The sequence below is a fragment of the Agrilactobacillus yilanensis genome (genome assembly GCF_003946725.1).
GTDB classification, from domain to species: domain Bacteria; phylum Bacillota; class Bacilli; order Lactobacillales; family Lactobacillaceae; genus Agrilactobacillus; species Agrilactobacillus yilanensis.
The window spans coordinates 40754-60353 of the sequence record NZ_RHOY01000011.1; the positions used below are offsets into that span (position 1 = coordinate 40754).

At 42.0% G+C, this 19600-nt stretch carries 16 protein-coding genes; 8 read left to right on the forward strand and 8 right to left on the reverse strand.

Going from position 1 to position 19600, the window contains the following annotated elements; all coding sequences use genetic code 11:
* Positions 1 to 96: 96 nt before the first annotated feature.
* Both EKM93_RS08620 and EKM93_RS08625 read right to left on the reverse strand, forming a co-directional pair.
* Positions 97 to 618, reverse strand: coding sequence for a GNAT family N-acetyltransferase (locus EKM93_RS08620; RefSeq protein WP_125714990.1), 522 nt, complete (start codon positions 616 to 618; stop codon positions 97 to 99).
* A gap of 199 nt (positions 619 to 817) precedes the next feature.
* The gene (locus EKM93_RS08625) at positions 818 to 1345 is read right to left on the reverse strand and encodes an HdeD family acid-resistance protein (RefSeq protein ID WP_125714992.1); all 528 of its coding nucleotides are present in this window, start codon (positions 1343 to 1345) and stop codon (positions 818 to 820) included.
* 95 nt (positions 1346 to 1440) lie between these two features.
* Between EKM93_RS08625 and sfsA the strand changes: the two genes are divergently transcribed.
* Both sfsA and EKM93_RS08635 read left to right on the forward strand, forming a co-directional pair.
* Complete coding sequence (gene sfsA / locus EKM93_RS08630; RefSeq protein WP_125714994.1) at positions 1441 to 2208, forward strand: DNA/RNA nuclease SfsA; 768 nt, start codon at positions 1441 to 1443, stop codon at positions 2206 to 2208.
* Between the two features lie 64 nt (positions 2209 to 2272).
* Positions 2273 to 3094, forward strand: coding sequence for a Cof-type HAD-IIB family hydrolase (locus EKM93_RS08635; protein ID WP_164507041.1), 822 nt, complete (start codon positions 2273 to 2275; stop codon positions 3092 to 3094).
* Between the two features lie 1369 nt (positions 3095 to 4463).
* On the opposite strand, the gene EKM93_RS08650 is transcribed toward EKM93_RS08635, so the two are convergent.
* The 6 genes from EKM93_RS08650 to hydE form a co-directional block, all read right to left on the reverse strand.
* Positions 4464 to 5303, reverse strand: coding sequence for a zinc ribbon domain-containing protein (locus EKM93_RS08650; RefSeq protein WP_125715001.1), 840 nt, complete (start codon positions 5301 to 5303; stop codon positions 4464 to 4466).
* A gap of 450 nt (positions 5304 to 5753) precedes the next feature.
* Positions 5754 to 6653, reverse strand: coding sequence for a hypothetical protein (locus EKM93_RS08655; RefSeq protein WP_125715003.1), 900 nt, complete (start codon positions 6651 to 6653; stop codon positions 5754 to 5756).
* A gap of 109 nt (positions 6654 to 6762) precedes the next feature.
* Positions 6763 to 7905 (reverse strand): nitrogenase component 1, encoded by a 1143-nt coding sequence (locus tag EKM93_RS08660; RefSeq protein WP_125715005.1) that lies wholly within the window; start codon positions 7903 to 7905, stop codon positions 6763 to 6765.
* A complete protein-coding gene (locus EKM93_RS08665; RefSeq protein ID WP_125715007.1) occupies positions 7902 to 9260 on the reverse strand; it encodes a nitrogenase component 1 in 1359 nt (452 codons plus the stop codon). The genes EKM93_RS08660 and EKM93_RS08665 overlap by 4 nt, the downstream gene beginning before the upstream one ends.
* Positions 9261 to 9269: 9 nt before the next feature.
* Positions 9270 to 10019 (reverse strand): nucleotide-binding protein, encoded by a 750-nt coding sequence (locus tag EKM93_RS08670; RefSeq protein ID WP_125715009.1) that lies wholly within the window; start codon positions 10017 to 10019, stop codon positions 9270 to 9272.
* Positions 10012 to 11073: a [FeFe] hydrogenase H-cluster radical SAM maturase HydE gene (gene hydE / locus EKM93_RS08675; protein WP_125715010.1), complete on the reverse strand. Its 1062-nt coding sequence runs from the start codon at positions 11071 to 11073 to the stop codon at positions 10012 to 10014. Before hydE ends, EKM93_RS08670 begins: the two co-directional genes overlap by 8 nt.
* Positions 11074 to 11368: 295 nt before the next feature.
* Between hydE and EKM93_RS08680 the strand changes: the two genes are divergently transcribed.
* From EKM93_RS08680 to EKM93_RS08705, 6 genes are all read left to right on the forward strand, one after another.
* A complete protein-coding gene (locus EKM93_RS08680; RefSeq protein WP_164507044.1) occupies positions 11369 to 12487 on the forward strand; it encodes a serine hydrolase domain-containing protein in 1119 nt (372 codons plus the stop codon).
* A gap of 38 nt (positions 12488 to 12525) precedes the next feature.
* Positions 12526 to 13395, forward strand: coding sequence for an NAD(P)-dependent oxidoreductase (locus EKM93_RS08685; protein ID WP_125715014.1), 870 nt, complete (start codon positions 12526 to 12528; stop codon positions 13393 to 13395).
* 202 nt (positions 13396 to 13597) lie between these two features.
* Complete coding sequence (locus EKM93_RS08690) at positions 13598 to 15826, forward strand: SLAP domain-containing protein (RefSeq protein WP_125715016.1); 2229 nt, start codon at positions 13598 to 13600, stop codon at positions 15824 to 15826.
* 507 nt (positions 15827 to 16333) lie between these two features.
* Positions 16334 to 16546, forward strand: coding sequence for a hypothetical protein (locus EKM93_RS08695; protein WP_125715018.1), 213 nt, complete (start codon positions 16334 to 16336; stop codon positions 16544 to 16546).
* A gap of 14 nt (positions 16547 to 16560) precedes the next feature.
* Positions 16561 to 16803 carry a DUF2922 domain-containing protein gene (locus EKM93_RS08700; protein ID WP_125715020.1) on the forward strand — a complete coding sequence of 81 codons (243 nt, stop codon included), beginning with the start codon at positions 16561 to 16563 and terminating at the stop codon, positions 16801 to 16803.
* Between the two features lie 621 nt (positions 16804 to 17424).
* On the forward strand, positions 17425 to 19200 hold the full coding sequence (locus EKM93_RS08705) for a hypothetical protein (RefSeq protein ID WP_125715022.1): 1776 nt from the start codon (positions 17425 to 17427) through the stop codon (positions 19198 to 19200).
* The last annotated feature ends 400 nt before the right edge of the window (positions 19201 to 19600 follow it).

Below are 19600 nucleotides of genomic sequence, written 5' to 3' on the forward strand. Positions count from 1 at the left end.
GGATCAAGCTTCGATAGCCCTTAAAATAAATCTAAAAAAGAGCGTTAGTGGTTTTTCGACTACTAGCGCTCAAATTATGAATTTTTTTAAAATTAGTTAAGCTTCTGGCAATACTTTTTTAAGTAGGAAATCGGTTTGGACATCATCCCCCATAATGAAATGATGTTCACTGAAGCGTTCAAAACCCATTGTTTTATAAAAAGCCTGAGCTTTATAATTATGTTCCCAGACCCCCAGCCACATTTCTTTTTTGTGTCGCTGCTGGGCCAGTTCAGTGGCCAGCGTCAGCATCTGGCGGCCAAGACCTTGACGTTTGAATGCTGGCCGGACATAAATTCGTTCGACCTCAAAGCTATCTGGGCCCATGGGTTCTGATTGGGCATCTTCGATATTGACCTTAAAGTAGCCGGCCAATTGCTGTTGAACGTACAAGAAGTAAAATTCAGAAAGTTCATTTTGCAATTCACGAGTGAGTTTTGGCTTATTGTAAGCTTCTTCTAAATAAGTGACCATGTTTTCATCTTTTGTGATACCATCAAAAGTTTCTTTATAGGTTTGAATGCTAACTGCTTGCAAAGTATCTAAATCTGCTAAAGTACATTTTTTAATTTCCGCCACATCATCAAACTCCTTTTTTATTATTAGTATTATAAAACAAAACTAAAAAATTTGGTAAAAAAAGATAGCCAAGTTAATGACTATCTTTAGGGTTTTTATATCAACCAGGAAAAACAAAGTTAAGCGTAGACTCTATTCAGACCGGTTGTTTGTTTTAGGAAGTTAGGAGAAAAGAAATTAAATGACGTTAAAAGTAAGTTTAAGCTTTTAATTTCCGGGCGGTGAAAATATTCATAATGGCATTGAATAATAGCGCTGCACCGAAGATTCTTAAGGCTAACAAGATTGTGTTGAATGGGTTAAATACAAGGACTAAGCCTAAAATAATCATGACAATACCGTAAAGGATAAACGGCGTTGGCCGGACATTGATATATTGCCGGTGACTGAAGGCGTCAACGATTTTTGCAATACCACTGACCCCTAAGCTGATCCCTAATAAGAATGGCAATGCACTCAAAATTGGCTTAGATAGTAGTAAAATCAAGCCGGCACCGACCAGTTGACTGATCCCAATGGGTAAGTTAAAACTGCGTTGGTAGGCTTTACGTTGCCGAAAAGCTGAGATTAGGTTTAAAATACCAAAGAAGGCAACGAAGCCGGCAGTGACGTTAATAAAAATATTCAGCATTGATGCCGGCTGTAACAAGCTGAATAGCCCTAAAATAATAAAGGCAATACTTTTAAGCCAAGTATATTTGCGAAACTGATCAAAAAATTTATTCAAAATAAGCACCCCGTTTTTCAAATGACTCACGTTTAATCTATACCGATATTGTAAAATGAAATGCATAAAAACAATAGGGACTTAAGGAGTAATTCATGGAGTATTCTAATACATATTTAGCCCGATTTATTGATCGGCCCAATCGTTTTGTGGCTCACTGTCAATTATTGACCACTAACGAAATTGTGACAGTTCACGTTAAAAATACCGGCCGAACATCCATCTTACAGCCGGGGGTAACGACAGCTTTAGTAAAAAGTGATCGACCAAACCGCAAAACATTATACGATTTAGTCGCTGCTAAAAAATACGATCAAATCTGGATCAATATTGATTCACAAGCACCTAATGTGGTGGTCAATGAAGGGTTAACCCAAAACGACATTCATTTACCGGGCATTGAACGGATTACAAAAGTGATGCCCGAAGTTCAATTTTTAGATTCGCGGGTGGATTTTATGGGATTCGGCACTAAAAGTGAGCCTTTTTTCTTAGAAGTTAAAGGGGTGACTTTGGTCAATCAGGGGATTGCTGCTTTTCCAGATGCGCCGACAACTCGGGGCTTAAAACATGTGCATACGTTAGAAAAGGCGATTGATGCCGGTTACCGAGCCTATTTATTTTTTGTTATTCAAATGGCAGATATTCACAAAGTAACGATTAATCGGGCAATTTATGCGCCGTTGGCTGAAGCGATTGCCCAAGCCCAAGCTAAGGGGGTACAAGTCTTGGCTTACGACTGTGCCGTGACACCTCAGACATTGACGTTAAAGCGGCCAGTGCCTTTTGATTTGGATCAGCCGTTTGTAAGTGACGGATTGCCATCTTCAATAACACCGAAAGTTAAGAAGCCCCTTGAATAAGTGGGCCGTATCTAAGATAATGAGGGGAGGAAAACTTTTCGTTAAAAAATTGGAGGCTATTTTTTTGAGTATTCGTTTGATCGTTACAGATATTGACGGCACATTTTTTGATGATGCCCATAATTATGATGTTGATCGGTTCAATGCCCAATACGCTGAAATGCAAAAACAAGGCATTCGGTTTGCAGTCGCCAGCGGGAATCAATTACCGCATCTGCATTATATTTTTGACCGTAAGTCCCCCTTGACGACTTTTGTAGCGGAAAATGGCAGTCATATTGTGGATGGGGCTAAAGTTATTAGTGAAACGATGATCCCAATGCAGACGGTTCATGAACTACTAACGCACTTAGCGGCACATGAAATTTTTGATAACGCCCATGTACGCTTGTCTGGTAAACAAAATACGTATTTACAAGCAAATGATCCGACAATAAATGATGACATTGTCCAATATTACTTGCATGATATCGCTGTTGTGCCAGATTTAATGCAGGTGAATGATGAAATTTATAAAGTAAATTTGGACTGGCGCTATCATGATATTGAAACACAGTCTGAAAAACTCAATGCGTTATTTGGCGACTATCTCCACGCAACGCCAAGTGGCTCTGGCAGTATTGATATTATTCCCAATGGTGTGAACAAGGCGTTTGGCATTGATCAGTTGCGAGACTATTGGCAGTTGTCTAAAGATGAAATTATGGCCTTTGGTGATAATTTTAATGATTTGGAAATGTTGCAGCATGTTAAGCATGGCTATGTTATGAAGAATGCGACTAAATCCATGCACGAATTTGGGCTACCTACCACACCGTTGGATAATAATCACAGTGGTGTATTAGATATGATTGATCGTGTTTTAACTGGTACATTTCCCGAATAAGAAGCTGGAAATGTAAAATAACTATGTTATAATAAACACGAAAAGAGGCTAATGTTGAGGGAACAACATTAGCCCTAGCAAAGCCATTTAAGACGGTGACTTTGTAACAGAAATAACCGTTACTCGTTCAAAGTAAGACGGTTATTTTTTTGATTGATTTTAATCCCAATCAAAACTAGAATAATGCTCAAAGCAAGCATAATTTTAGAACTTATAATTGGCAAAAAAGTAAGCTAAATCTAAATAACTATGTTATAATAAACACGAAAAGAGGCTAATGTTGTTGCCACAACATTAGCCCTAGCAAAGCCGTTTAAGACGGTGACTTAATAACTGGAATAACCGTTACCTTGTCAAAGTAAGACGGTTATTTTTTTTGATTGATTTTAATCCCAATCAAAACTAGAATAATGCCGAAGATGTGGCATAATAAATCGCCAAATCTTAGCATTAAATCTAGCGTGTCATGAACTGACACTAGGCTATCTCCTTTCCTAGAATGTGTCACTACGGTTTGATCAACCATAGGCATCACTCCAATCTTGAAATAGCCACCGTCTTAGCTTCTTTGCTGTTGTTATTATAACATAACATCTATACTACTATATAGTAAAAATAACATTGTTTTATAAAGCAGCTATCTTCTAAGCAAATGTAATTTTAGAGCTTATAATTAGCAAAAAGCAAGCTAAATCTAAATAACTATGTTATAATAAGCACGAAAAGAGGCTAATGTTGCGGTAACAACATTAGCCTTAGCAAAGCCGTTTAAGACGGTGACTTTGTAATTGAAATAACCGTTACCTTGTCAAAGTAAGACGGTTATTTTTTTGATTGATTTTAATCCCAATCAAAACTAGAATAATGCTCAAAACAAGCATAATTTTAGAACTTATAATTGGCAAAAAAGTAAGCTAAATCTAAATAACTATGTTATAATAAACACGAAAAGAGGCTAATGTTGCGGGAACAACATTAGCCTTAGCAAAGCCGTTTAAGACGGTGACTTGATAACAGAAATAACCGTTACTCGATCAAAGTAAGACGGTTATTTTTTTTGACTGATTTTAATTCCAATCAAAACTAGAATAATACCAAAGATATGGCATAATAAATCGCCAAATCTTAGCATTAAATCTAGCGTGTCATGAACTGACACTAGGCTATCTCCTTTCCTAGAATGTGTCACTACGGTTTGATCAACCATAGGCATCACCCCAATCTTGAAATAGCCACCGTCTTAGCTTCTTTGCTGTTGTTATTATAACATAGTATCTATATTAATTTATGATAAAAATAACACTAAATTAAAAAAGCCTTTGAGATTTTTATTTTCTCAAGGCCTTTTTTATTAATAAATTACTTCGAGTTACGTGAATAGGGTGCTGCTATTTTGAATGAGGTCATTTAAAGTTGAAACGCCAAGGATGGCAATGACAAAGCCGATGGCGAAGACAATGATAACACTGGCTATCAAGTAAGCATACCCTTTATCCATTTTCTTTTTAGGTGTTGTATCAAGAATCATTGCCATTAGACTGAGCTGTAAGAATAAGCCGCCGATGCTAAAAATAAAGTAATAGCCAATGACATTTAAATCAATAATTTGCCACAACAAAAGTAATATGCTGATGAAGATCATCAGATTTGTATGGTGGGCAAAAGTGGTTAAACTGGTCAGGTAATTTTGACTGTGATCTCCTAAAAAGACCCAACGTGCCAAAAAGGCTGTGGATGCAATAATAAAATTGCTGGCGAGTAATAAAATAAAGCTATGTAGGCCAACGGTTAGAGGACTGTTTAGAATACTATCCGTGCTTACAGCAGTGGCGATAGCGGCCAATAATGCGCTAAGTGTTAATGAAATCAAGCCGAATCGCCGATCAAATGAAACTTGTACTTTTAAAGGATGGCTTAGGCCAGAAAGTAAAAACTGCCAATAGTTGCCGTTGGTTTTAGTAGCGGTCGCTGAAGTGTGACTTTGACGCCGATGCTGTTGAGTGGGTGGTGCGGTATTAGTCGGTTGTCTTAAACTAGTGGGCTGTGCGGCTGAACTAGGGTGATTTATGGACTGGGCATAAGGACTTTGCCCTTGGGGATGTTGCCCAGCAGGTTGATCGTTAACGTTGGCAAAATCATAGCCGCAGTTGTTACAAAAGCGCATGTCACTGAGCACCCGTGCGCCGCAATTTGGACAGTTTTTGTACATTTTAATTCCTCCATCAAAACGCTTTCCCAATTATTGTGCAAAGTATAACATATAAATTAGGCTTAAATTTATCAAAAATAATAAGCGTCAATTACCAAATTTGACATTTTGTCAAAAAAGTAATGGACGCTTAATTTTTGTAATCGTTTTGACTTGATTATATATGAATAAGTCTAGGTTACGTGCATCGTCAAACCGTAGCTTTTCTCGCTCTGGGTCTAAAACGCGTTCACTAGAGCAAAGCTCTCACCTAACTACGAATCTCTTGTGTGTCTGACGACACCCTGCAAGATTCTAGGTTAGTGCTCGAGGCTTTCCCGCTCTAGTTCTCGCTCTAAACGCGCTCCCAAAGACTGATTTTTGCGCTTAGCTACGTCTAACTTGTAAGCGAAAACCGCTCACGGCGTTAGCCTAGGCTATGCTCAAAATCAACCCGTCTTTTGTCTCGCTCTATTTATAATTACTCATGTCTGATTCTTTGACGGTGCTGCGGCCGTCTGCTGCGGCGTTTTGGATGGCATGGATGATGTCTAGATCGGACCAGGCGCTGGTGTCAACGCCTTGATCTTTAAGCTGGCTTCTAGCTTTTGTGATCTGAGCGGCAGTGACAGCTTTGCCGTTGACAGTGGTGTCTTGATCTTGAGTGTATTCTCCGCCGCTGGCAGCTTTAGACTGCTCTTCTGCAGGTGCATCAGAACTTGAAGTAGCCGCATTGTTGCTGCTGGAAGAAGATGAGTCCGTTGTTGGCACATCAGTGGTTGTTTGACCACTTTCAGCTGCCGCCGCACTATTATCCGCCTTTAAAGACAGCGCTTCTAAGCGAATGTCTACATAAGCATCTTGGCCGATTTTATCTTGGGATAATAATTGCGATAAAATGGCATCTGCTTGAGCATAATTCTTATCCGCATTTTGCTGTTTGGCCGTATTGTAAAGCTTGTTGAGGGCCTTGCGGTTCTTGATAATCTTCTTCACAGACTGCTTGATCGTCTTTGCCTTATTATTCATCGCCGTCAAACCATTGGGCGTCGTTGTGACAACCTTCAATTGATCTAAAGCCTTATCAAAGTCTAAGTCATCAATATTAGTCTGTGCATCCGCCAAAGCCTGAGCTTGCTTGTAATAAGCCGCCGCCTTAGCATCATTTGTTTTAATCGTTGTGGCCATCTTGTAGTAAGCCTGGGCTTGTTCATAATTACTATCGCTGATGGCCGACTTCCCATTCGATAAAGCCGTATCGTACGTACCATCATTACTGCTGCTGGTGGACTTAGCACTGCTATTGTTGCTGCAGCCGGCTGCCAGTAAAAGCGTAGCACTCGCCACCAGAGCCAGAAGTGTTTTTTTCATTATTGAACCTCCATAAAGTTGTGACTATAATGGCCTTCATTATAACATGGCACCCTAACCGAAACAAAAATCCCACAACGATGTAAAACCGTTGTAACCCAATCTTAATCTAAACCAAACTTTGTAAAAAAGGCGCAAAATCCGTGACCAAATTTGGCATCGTATCATGATAAATCCGCCCAGAAAACGCCTCATGGGGCAAGGGGACAAAACGCGCAGACGCCGGACAGATCGGTTGGTACAAGGGATCGGCCACAATGGTGGTCGCTGTTTTAAGGCAATCACGAATATCATCTTCATCGTGGGCCGTCAATTCATTTTCAGTTAACAAACCCGACTGGGCATCCACCGGACAGATCACCCGACTGCCTTGTCCAGTGGCCTGCTGATAAGCCGTAGCTAAAGACATCGTTGTCACCGTCTCGCCAATGAAGTAAGTGTCTGCACCTTTTGTGCAGTTTAAAATAGATTGATTGACACCAGTTTGATCGGCAGTTTGAATGGCCGTTACCGCCTGGGCCATTAATGCCGGCCCATAAGGCATCCCCACCACATAAGGCATCTTGAACCGCTGTTGCAATAACTTGGCCACCCCTAAACCGCCAGTGGTCACCACTAAATTAACATGCGCCTGACTGGCTTTTTTTAAAGCATCTAAGTCGTTATACATCGCCCAATTACTGTGCACCGTAATCCCATGGGCAGCCAAACTTTCCGTTAAAGCAGACACCGTACCGTTCACCGAAAAATCCAACGGCGTCACCCCTAAAAGATTCACCGTTAAATTTGGTGTTTTGGGCAAAGCTTCCGTACAAAAACGCGTCGCAATCGCCGTTAACGCCTGATCAATTCCCGTCGTATAGGGATGCATCCCGTCCGTGTTAAAGCCAAACGTAGGGATATCTGTTGCTTGCGCCACCTCTAAAGCCAGCGCCGGAAAATCCGTCCCAATCACCATCGGAATAGGCGAACCCGTCAACGCAATAAATCTCGGCTTTAACCGCTGGGCCGCTTGAATGGTATCCTCTAAAAACTTCTGATCATCGCCTAAGATCGCCTGGGTCTCCGTCAACCCAGACACAAAAATCAAACTATCTTGATCATACCAACGGGGTTCATCGTGGGTGGCATAAAGAGAACCGTAGCCCCCAGCATCATGCATCACCGTCATACCGCCCAATTCATATAACGCCGAACAGACACCGGAAATATCTGCCGTATAACGTGAAATAATACTTGCTGTATGTTTCATAATACGCAACTGCACCCCCAATTTAACGCCTTAACCGGAATGAGTGCCGCCGTATCTTTTGGCGTTTCAAACGCCGCAGTCATCAAATGAGCCAACCGGGTAATCGCGCTGAGCCCATACATCCCATCGCCCTCAATAATATTGACAAAATAATCAGAACCCGTGAAATAAGCCGCCTTTTGCCCAATAGCTAACGTCTTTTCCGACCGCTTCCGAGAGGCCACACGCATCTGCACATCCTCAGTCGGATGAATCATCAAATCCGGCTTGAGCTGTTGCAGCTTGTCAAAGTCCGCTTGTTCCTCCACCTCAAACGCATCCGCATACACATCCGTCACATTAAAACCATGGGTTAACAGCATCCGCGTCAAACTCAACGGCCGCGGCCCCGCAGAATAATCAATCGCAATCGGCGTCTGCCCAATCACCGCCTGAGCCTGTTTTAAAGCCGACTCCGCCTGGGCCACCGCTTCTTTGTCCGGCGTATAAGGCACCTGCAACGTCGCACATAATTTAGCCAAACGCGCCTCAATCTCCCCATAATCAAAACTCAGCGGTAAATAAACATGAGTCTGCCCCAAATTCTTCGCCAACAACTCACCCGCCTTAATCGCAGAAGGCAGAATCGAAATATTCACCGAACTAGCCGCCATCTGCTTGTACGCCGCATAATCTTGACACGTCCCAATCTCATGCACCGAAAAACCATGCCTCGTCAGCAGCTGATACAAATCACTATCATGCGGCAGCGGATAATCACTGCCAATAATATTCACCGCCATCTGATCCTTAGGCAAAGGCGTTAACAAACTGTAAAGCTGTTGACGCATCATTTCCACGGGATTAGGGCCGCTTTTGCGCATGATCGGAAACATATAACAATCGGTAAAATCAATATCCGGGAACCGCTGCCGCAATTGACTGTAAATCAAGTCAATATCGCTGCCCAAGAACTGATGAATACAGCTGGTATACACTAAAACAGCAGGGGGCCGCTGTGGGAGTTCTTCAATAATATGACTGACGCCCTCAATCACCTGGGCCTCCATATCCCCCTCCAAAACATTTTCTTCGCCTACCGCAATCGTGGAAAAACGCTGCGCCAAATCCAACTCCGCCGCACTTAATACCACACCCCGTAAACAGCCTTCTGGACAGACAAAAATCAAGTGGGCTTGGGGTAACGTCAGGCCGATATGTACAATATTCCAACCCCCCCGAGCAGGTGGCGGGTATTCCAAGCCCTGATAAAAGGGCACCGGAAAATGCGCTTGGTTCAGTGGCAAATCAATGCCCACGTGCTGACCTTCAATATTTTTTAACGCAATAAAATTTTCCGGCGTTCGGTCTAACATGATAACACCTCACAGCTGGTCACAATTTGATCGGCCAGTGTTCCGGTATTGTTGGGTTAAAGGCGCTTCAGGAAAAGCTTCCACCACCGTTTTGCCCAATTCTTCAGCACTTTGAATCAAATCACTGCGGTCGATACTGCCAATGATTTTACTCTCAATATCATCAGCCAACTGCTGGACTTTGGCAGTCTCATCTTTGACATTGCGCCGATTCAACACTAAGCCTGCAAACTTGGCATAATTGCGGTTTTGGAACTGCTGAACCGCCGTGGCAATATTTGCCGCCGCATAAATAGACATATTTTCACCGGAAGTAACCACGACAACATAATCCGCATAACCCGGCCGCATCGGCATGGTAAAGCCGCCGCAGACCACGTCTCCTAAGACATCGTATAACACCACATCGGGCTGATATTTCTCATAAGCGCCTTTTTCGGCCAATTTCGTTAACGCCGCAATAATTCCTCGACCGGCACAACCTAAACCCGGTGTTGGTCCGCCGGCTTCCGCACAGACAATATTTTTGTAACCAAGCCGCACCATTTCATCTAACGTAAATTGATCTTGCTTAGTCCGAACTAAATCCAAAATAGTCGTGAGCTTTTCATTCCCCCGTAGTAAAATCGTGGAATCTGCTTTAGGATCACATCCAATTTGCATCACCTGTAAACCCTTGTCCGCCATAGCGGCTGCCATATTTGAAACGGTGGTGGACTTCCCGATACCACCTTTACCATAAACTGCGATTTTAAGCATGATACTCCTTCTTTCTAGGTTGAAAATCGCCACGGCTACGCACAACTTGGTAGCCGATGGTTTGCATTTGTTCTGATAATTTTTGAATCCCCGTGGCCGCATCATCATTAATCCCGGCCTTGTTGTCATAAAGCAGATACTGCTTGCGAAAACGCAACGGTGAAAGATTGGGCATGACCACATTGCAGCCGGCCAAAACCCCCAACTGCCGGCCGTTGCCTTGAACCGTCCCTAAAGCCGTGGTGGCCGGCAATAAAACATCCGGCAGTAAAATCCGGCATAAACTCAAAATAAATAAAGTTAATTGTTCATTGCCCGCTGAATATGCTTTAAACGGTGTTTGACTATGGGGAATAAACGGCCCAATCCCGATCATCTCCGGCTGAAATTCAGTGGTGAAGACCATATCGGTGGCTAAATCCGCAATCGTTTGAAACGGCGCCCCCACCATAAAGCCGCACCCCGTCTGATAACCAATGGCCTTTAGTTCTTTTAAACACTGCATCCGATGCTCAAACGGCTGGTAAGCGGGATGCCAGCGGCGATAAAGGGCAGGTGACGCTGTCTCATGTCGTAATAAAAACCGATCCGCCCCCGCATCAAAGAACCGCTGATAAGCCGCCTTTGTACTTTCACCGATGGACAACGTAATGGCACAGTCCGGATAACGCTGGTGAATGGTAGCGATAATCTCTTCAAAGATCTCGGTGGTGTAGTAAGGATCCTCGCCGCCTTGCAGGACAAACGTGCGAAAACCATTTTGATAGCCATCTTCGCAGCAAGCCAAAATTTCAGCCTTGCTTAAACGATAGCGTTTTACTTGATGATTGCTGTGCCGGATACCGCAGTACAGGCAGTCATTGCGGCAGTAGTTCGTATACTCCACAATCCCCCGGAAAAAGATCTTTTTGCCAAACTTAGCGATCGTCAATGCATGGGCCAATTGGGTGGCATAGGCCTGATCATCAGGCGTATAGTCGGTCAATACCGTCACCCATTGGGCATGGGTTAAATGATGGGTTTGGTATAATTGATCAATTAAATCATGAACCATAATTTGTCATCCCTCTATTAGAAAAACACAAAAAGGCTGGGACAAAACACAAGTTTTGTACCAGCCTCATTTCGTCAAAAAAATAAGCCTTCAGAAATGATTCTGCCAAATGGCGCATCATTGTGTCTTTCATCTCAAAGATTTTTTGATGTCAGTACAAGTGAAATATATCACAACAACGCATGGGCTTCAATGTTTTTGCCTGAAAAAATGACAGCCACGCAAAGCCGGAAACACTCTGAAAAATAGCAGAAATGGTATGATAAAGATGATCATATATAAAGGGGAAGGGCATATGATAAAAACAAAAGGATCTCTCTTAAAATGGCTATTGGTACTCATTATGTTAGGGGGCACACTGGCACCAACGACGGCGCTGGCCGCCAGCACGCAAAACCCCAGTACGGCCGGGAATGTGGACCAACTCACAAGAACCCAGCGGCAGTACATTAACAAAAAACTCAAACGCCAGGCACATTTTACCGGCACCGCCTTATTTTACCGCAACGGCCACGTCATCTATCAGCAAGGCTACGGCTACGCCAATTACAACCAAAAAATTAAAAATAGCGCCAAAACCATGTATCAATGGGCCTCGGTACAAAAATCCGTCACCGCCGTCTTATTGATGTATCAAGTCCAACAAGGCAAAGTCAGCCTGGATGATAAATTAGCCCAATATTATCCTAATATCGCCGGGGGCAAACAAGTGACCTTGCGGCAAATGCTGGATATGCGTTCTGGACTGTGGCTGGCCAAGCCCCAAACGTTTTATAGCGCCAATGATAAAGACATCGTAAATTATGCCGTCGAAAATACACAATTTGTGGCGGCTTCATTAAATAAGTGGAACTATCAAGCCGTTAACTTCTTATTATTAGCCGGCATTATTGAACAAGTCAGCGGCCGGACGTATGCCCAAGAAGCAAACCGGGTCATCTTTAAACCGTTGCATCTGAAAAACACCGGCTTTATGCCCAACCCGGATACCACGCACTGGGCCACTAGCTACCGCAATACCGGTGTTCATTACTACAGCTACAGCCGACCGGAGACCATCACCAAGCCCACGTACAATCGGGAATTAGGTACCGGCAATCTGTATTCTACAGCAGGGGACCTATTGCACATACAGCAGGCGGTCATTCATGGTAAAATTATATCAAAGACGGCACTGGCACAATTGCGGGATGCTACCGGCGGTCATTATCGCGGGGGGATTTATAATTATGCCGATCATGTGTATGCACGGGGCTGTATTTCGGGTTATGAAAATGTCTTTTGTTTAGACAAAACCGGAAACACCGGCGTCGTTTTAATGGGGAATCGTTATTTCTATGGTAAGAAAAAACCTGAATCCCATACTTCTAAGGCGTTAGCCCATGATCTGTTTAAGTATTTACAAAAACAATAACGCCCCTGTCCGTCCAAAAATCAAGGAGGCAATTATTTATGGTAAAAAAAATCGGTTTCATCGGTACCGGCGTGATGGGGACCGGGATGATCAAAAACTTAATCGCCCACGACTTCCCAGTCACCGTCTATAACCGGACAAAAGCCCATGCCAAAGCAGTGCTAGATGCAGGCGCAACTTGGCTAAACACCCCTGCAGAAGTCGCCCAAGCTACAGACGTGGTCATCACCATCCTAGGCTTTCCAGAAGACGTTCAACAAGTGTACTTCGGCCAAGATGGGATCTTTGAAGGCGTCCACAGTAATCAAGTCTTAATTGACATGACCACCACACGGCCTAGCATCGCCCAACGGATCTATGCCCAAGCCCAAGCCAATCAAATTGATGCGTTAGATGCGCCAGTTTCAGGCGGGGATATTGGTGCTCAAAACGCCACTTTGACCATTATGGTGGGCGGCGATCAAGCCGTGTTTGAGGGCCAGCAAGATATTTTTAACGCCATGGGCAAACAAGTGAAATACTTCGGTCCAGCCGGCAGCGGCCAGCATACGAAAATGGCCAATCAAATTATGATTGCCGGCACAATGACGGGTTTAACAGAAATGCTAGTGTATGCTAAAAAAGCCGGTTTAGATTTGGCGGCGGTCTTAGATACAGTGGGTAATGGCGCTGCAGCCAACTGGTCATTAAGTAACTACGGCCCAAGAATTTTGAAAAATGATTATACCCCTGGCTTTTTTGCCAAACATTTCTTAAAAGACCTCCGCATTGCCTTAGACAGTGCCCGAGAAATGAAAATTGAATTACCAGCGACCCTTGAAGCAAATCGGCTTTATCAGATTTTAGTGGAAGACAAAGGACTGGGGAATGACGGCACACAAGCGCTGATTAAATTGTGGTGGCAATAAGCGGTAGGTGATGCAGTTAAACGAACTCAGTCGGGCTGACTGGGTTCTTTTTAAAATGATAATTTTTCTTAAAGCTTTTTAAAAGATACTTAAATCACAAGTGCGGAGTCTTATATCTAATCTTAGATATGTTAAAATGATCCTGTATCTATATATTGGAAGAACGAAACGTTATATTATCTATTAAGGGTGGGGTAGAAAAGTGTATAAACCAAAACATAAAAGACCAACAGAAGTCAAAGTAAACGGTAAAGTAGCGACATTAGCAGCCAGTGCGGTTATGTTAGCGACACCAGTATTGCAAAGTGTCAGCCCAGCATTTGCAGCAGAGGGTACAACCGATTCTACTACAGAACAAGATGCTGACAAGAACGAAGTTGTTAAAGAGGCAGATTCTTATAGCGTAGGAGATTTGCAGGGTTTAGTTGAAACTGTTGAAAAATTAGCTGATGACGGTACTAAAGAGACAATCGAAACGCCTGGTTTTACTTTGCCGAGTGTTCAAGTGCTACAAGGAGCGCTTGATGAAGCTAATGATGTAATTACAAAAAATACAAATACAGAGGCAGACGCTACTGAGGCTTATAATGCACTAAATGAGGCACAAACAACTTATACGGCAGACTCGGCAACAGATAAAGCAACTTATGATAATTTACAAACAGCAATTAAAGCTGGTACTGATGCTACTAAGGGTAAGCCTGAAGCCAAGATTACAGCATTAAACACTGCAATTGAAACTGCAAAAGCTATTTATGAAGCTGCAGACCTAACAACTGATACGTTTGGAAGTAAAGCTGATGCTGCGGTTAGTGCAATTACAGCAGCAATTACCGATCTGGGTGACGAGACAACCGATACTGATGACACTGGTGTTGCTACGCAGGACGAAAAAGATGATTTAAAGGCAGCACTAGACAAATTTGAAGCATTAGACGAGGCCGATTACACAGCGGATTCTTACACTGCTGCAAAAGCAGTTTACGACAATGGAAATAAAATCTACACGGATACTGATGCTACATCAGAACAAGTTAACAATGCAACTACCGCTATTAACACGGCTATTGACGGCTTAGTCAAGGTTGTAGACGATTCCGGTATTGCGACAGCTGCAGAAAAAGCAGTGCTCAGACAGATACTCGACAAGGCGACTGCTATCAAGCCAGCTGGCTACACCAATGAGACTTATCAAAACTTGCAGGGTGCTATACAAGCTGCTCAAAGCGTCTATTTAGATAAAGAAGCAACCAGTAATGCGGTGAACGCAGCTAATGCCAATGTGCAAACGGCTTTGGACGATTTAGTAGCAATTACAGATGGCAGCACAACGACAACGACAGAACAAACTTTACGCAATTTGGTGACGCAATCTGAGACTTTCAACCTTTGGGATTACACCCAAGCTTCATGGAATACGTTGAACCATGCGCAAGTTAATGCCAAATATATCTTATCTTTGGATAATCCAAGCCAAACACAATTAGATGATGCTTATGATTACTTAAGCGATGCCATCGACAAGTTAGTTGAAGCTAATGACAGCAGTGCTTTGAAACAATTAGGTGACTTGTACACGCAAGTCGGTCGTTTGTCCGCCAGTGATTTCACAACGAATTCATGGGCTAAAGTAGTAACTGCTAGAAACGCCGCAGAGGTTGTCTTAGAAGGCGGCTTTGATGCATCTGTTTCTAACGTCCAGACCGCTTATGACAACTTACAAACCGCAATTAAGGGCTTAGTAAGCACTGATGCCAATTACTCTGAAAAGACAAAATTAAGTGATTTGTACAGCGAAGTAGAATATTACACTAAAGGTTCAACTGTCGATGATGTCTGGGCAGCTTTCGTAACTGCTAGAGACAACGCTGCTGCAGCTTTGAAATCTGATGACAGTACCGTTATCGACTACATGGTAGCGAATGACGCCTTAACGGAAGCTGTGACGGCTTTAGGCGATACTGCAGACACGAGTTACATTGCCACAGCCGCTTACAGAGATATTGACGGTGTGGGTAAAGTCTTCTTCTCTGATAACCAAGGGATTGTTTTGTATAACAAGCCAGAAGGCAAACAAGTCAAAGACGCTGACGGAGAAGGTCGGATGTTAGCTAACGAATCCAGATGGAAAGTTATGCGCCAAGCAACGCTACAAGACGGCTCTTCATGGTATGAAGTTGGGAAGAACCAATGGGTAAACGCCAGATTTGTCATGATCGAAGAGGCTCAAATTGGCCAAATCGACTACTTACCAGATATGGGCGTTAACTTGTGGGTCTTTGAACCAGACGGCTTACATTTCACCGGCCGGCGCCTAGATAACGGCAGCCAATGGGAGATGTGGGGCAGCATGATGATCAACGGCCAACAATACTTCAACCTTGGGGCTAACCAATGGGTGAACGCAGAATATATTGCAATTGCAGAATAAAAATTAAATTGAACGACAAAACACCAGCTGAGGCAATACCTTGGCTGGTGTTTTTTGGGTGCGTTTAAGCGGAAAATTTTATGTAAACAAAAAGCCCCCCTACCGATCGGGAGACTTTTGCAATTATGAGCGATTCAGTAACGAATACCAACATAAAGTATAACCGAAATTACTCAAAAAAGAAATACCCTTGTAACGATAATGAAACGTAAAAGCAAAATTAAGACTAAAGACTGACGGCAAAGCCTTGATAAAATAACGTTTTGGAGAAATTAAAAAAATAATGGTAGGTGCAAAATTTTTTTCAGCATACTAGATGTTGTGTTTTGGTACAGAGCAGGTGCCTCAAATTTTGAAGGGCCAAAGCCTTGATAATTAAGGCTTGCTAAAAAATAACAGCATTTTTTTAAAAAAAGATTTCCGTTTTTGCGTTTAGGATTGTTACTAGTTTATGTAAGCAAGTTTGCTAGCAACGAACCTTACAAAAAAACTTAGGAGGCAACATTAATGGCACTTAATTGGAACGGCACAACTTTAAACTACACACTGGCAGGCGATCACTATCCACATGGTAAGAAAATGCGACAATTCAAAAATGTGGTGAAAAACCCCGATGAAGCAAAAGTTTCAGCATTAGGGGCAACTTTAGCCAGCTTTGGCGAAGCCGATGAACTTGTGGATAGCGAAATTGTCACACGTCACTCTGTTGTGACTGACTAATAGGAGGAAATTAAATGAAACAACTACAAATGATTTTTAAAACCAGCGAGGGTAACCGCAGTGCTCTATCATTAAATGACGTTCGAGAAGATTTAGAACCGACAGTCGTTAAGGGGGCGATGGAAAACATTGCCAAATCTGAATTATTTATTAAAGATGATGTGGCACTTTATGATGAAATTATGGCGGCACAGTATGTCTCCAGAACCGTTACCGAACTCTTTAAGCACAAACCCGAGACTAAAACTAGAAATTAAAATTACTTTCATGATCTAAAAACAGTATCATATAGTTGCAAAAAGGCGGCGGGCACATTATTGTGTCTGTCGCCTTTTCGTTGTGGAGAATAGAATGGATACAGTAAAACTGTCAAGGACAGTACTACACAGAATTAGCAAAACCAGTTATGGTAAATAGCAAGTCTGTGCGCTTGCTATGTAAATAAAAAATGAATTATGTGCGTCAAAAATTTAGCGATTTTAAGTTCAAATTGGCGCCAATTTCTGAAAAGTTGAAAGTTTTTTAGAATATTTTGTTTGTAATACTCTTGTAATATAAAAAAATCGAGGTTGATATACCAACGTTTTAAGATAATCTTAAGAAATCCAAATGTTAAAAGTTGATTGCAGAGCAAAAAAAATCCTTTTTAGAGTTCACAAAACATCTTTTTTATTGTAACATGATTGTGTTGGTAAATAATTGACCAACAACGATATACTGATTTCCGTGTCTAGCTAGCTGGAGATTAAAGCATCGTCAAAGCCCACCGCGGGGACTTTGGTTACTTTGATCTTTATTGTACAAAACAAACGGTAAATATGTTATAATCGTAATGGTATCAATTATAAATTATGAGAATTTTAGGAGGAATACCACACATGAAGAAATCTTCAAAAGTTAAATATTTTGGCGTTGCAGCTGCAGCTTTATTAGCAGTTGCGCCAGTTGTCGCTCCTGCAGTGACAGCTACAACTAACGAACCTGCTACAGTACAAGCTGCTACAGCTGGTACTACACCTGATTTTATTGCTGATGCTACTATTAAAAGCTTTGGTACTGGAACTGCTGTCTATGCTAAAGAGGGTGGTGTAACTAAAGAAGCAACAATCGCTGGGAAGACTGCAGTTGATGTTACAAATGTAACACCTACTTACCAAACTGTACAAGTTACTGTTTCTCCTGCCGAACCAGAAAGTACTGATGGTAATTTGGTAGGGAAAACTGCTACTACTCAAGTGTATTCTGATTCTGAAGGTACTGTTGCTGACGGTGACCCAGTAGATTTAATTGCAGAAACACCTTATACAGAAAAGACAGCTGATGGCACTTATAAGATTGATGCTGGTTACGTAAGGGCTGAGGATGTTACTGCAACACCAACAACTGCTGCTGTTGATGCTAAAACAACTACAGTAAAAGGTTACTTCTACGTAACTCCAGGTGCATATCTTGCTACTGACGGCGCAAAAGGTACAAATGGTACTTTGTATATCCCAGCTAATGGTTATAACTTGAAGTATAACATTAGCGCTACAGTGCAAGCCGCTGATGAAGATGCTGCTGCTACTGTTTCTAAGACAGCTATTAATACTGAAACTGGCAAAAATGATGCTAATATCACAACTGCACTTACAAATGGCACATTAAATGTAACTGGTGTTTATACTGATGCTGCTGGTGTTGAATACTATTCATTCGACAAAAATGGTGCTGTATACCTTGTTCCAGCTGCTGAGTTAACAATCTCTAAAGGCTACACTGTAACTGCTACACAAGGTTACATCACTACTACTAAAGATGATGTTCGCACTTATAGCGACTCAGCTTTAAATAACTATACTGGTACTTTGATCCGTGATAAAGGCACACAATTATTAGTTGATCAAAAAGCTACAAATGCTAACGGCGATGTTGTAGCTTACCACGTATCTGCTGATGCTGATACAGCTGCTAATACTTGGGTAGATGCTAACAATGTAACTTTTGCAGCTGCAACTCTTGATGTTACTGCTGAAAAAGGCTCTGTAATTGCTAATGCTTCTGCTACTGTATACCGTGACAAAGCTACTACAATTGCTACTAAAGACACTATTGCTAAAGGCGAAACTGTTGATTACACTCGTGTAGTTACTAACTCTGTTACTGGCGAAGTTGTAGCTTATGGCTACAAGAACGACAATGGTAACTGGCGTTATGTTAAAGCTTCTGCATTTGACGAAAATGCTGATGCTGACGTAACTGTTTCTAAATTACCTAACGGCACAGCTCTTTACTCTAACTACAAAGCTGCTACTATCTACACTAATGCTGCTGCAACTGAAGATTCTGGTACTAAGTTGAGCACTGACGTTAACGAATGGTCTGCTTTCGAAGTATCTAAAGATGCTGATGGCAACACTATTGCTTATCGTTTAGGCAAGAACCAATGGGTCAAAGCTGCTGATCTTGAAGCTGAACAAGCTTTAGATGGTACATTTGACGTAGCTGCTGGTATTACTTTGTCTGATGCTGAAGGTACAAAGACTGGTTCTATCGAAAATGGTGGCAACTATAAAGTATTCGCTGTACGTTACATCAATGGCAAACAAGCCTTGAAGTTAGGTACTGACAACCAATGGGTAATCGCTGCACAAGGTGACTACTACCCAGCATAATAATTTAACCTACGTTAAATTATTTCCAAACACTTAAACATTAAGCTTAAATTATTCTAGAATAGAGACCGATGACTCTGATCAAGTCGTCGGTCTTTTTTTGTTCAAAATAAAGCTGACAAGTAATCCATAAGTGCACTTAGGGTATTAAATAATAGTTTTCACTATTGGTAGTTAGTCATAATGTTGCATCAAGTATGAATTACTTATCAACTCTGAAATCTATTTTAAACGATAATTGTAGTTATAAACTTTTAAAATTTTGATTTTTTAATGCTATTTTTGAGAGTGACTGCCCAAATTCTTATTGAAAATTGCAAAACAGCGGGTTTATTAATGAGATATTGTAGAGAGTCGCTTATCAAATTGTAGTTGTGGTTATAGGCTAAGGTAGAGACAC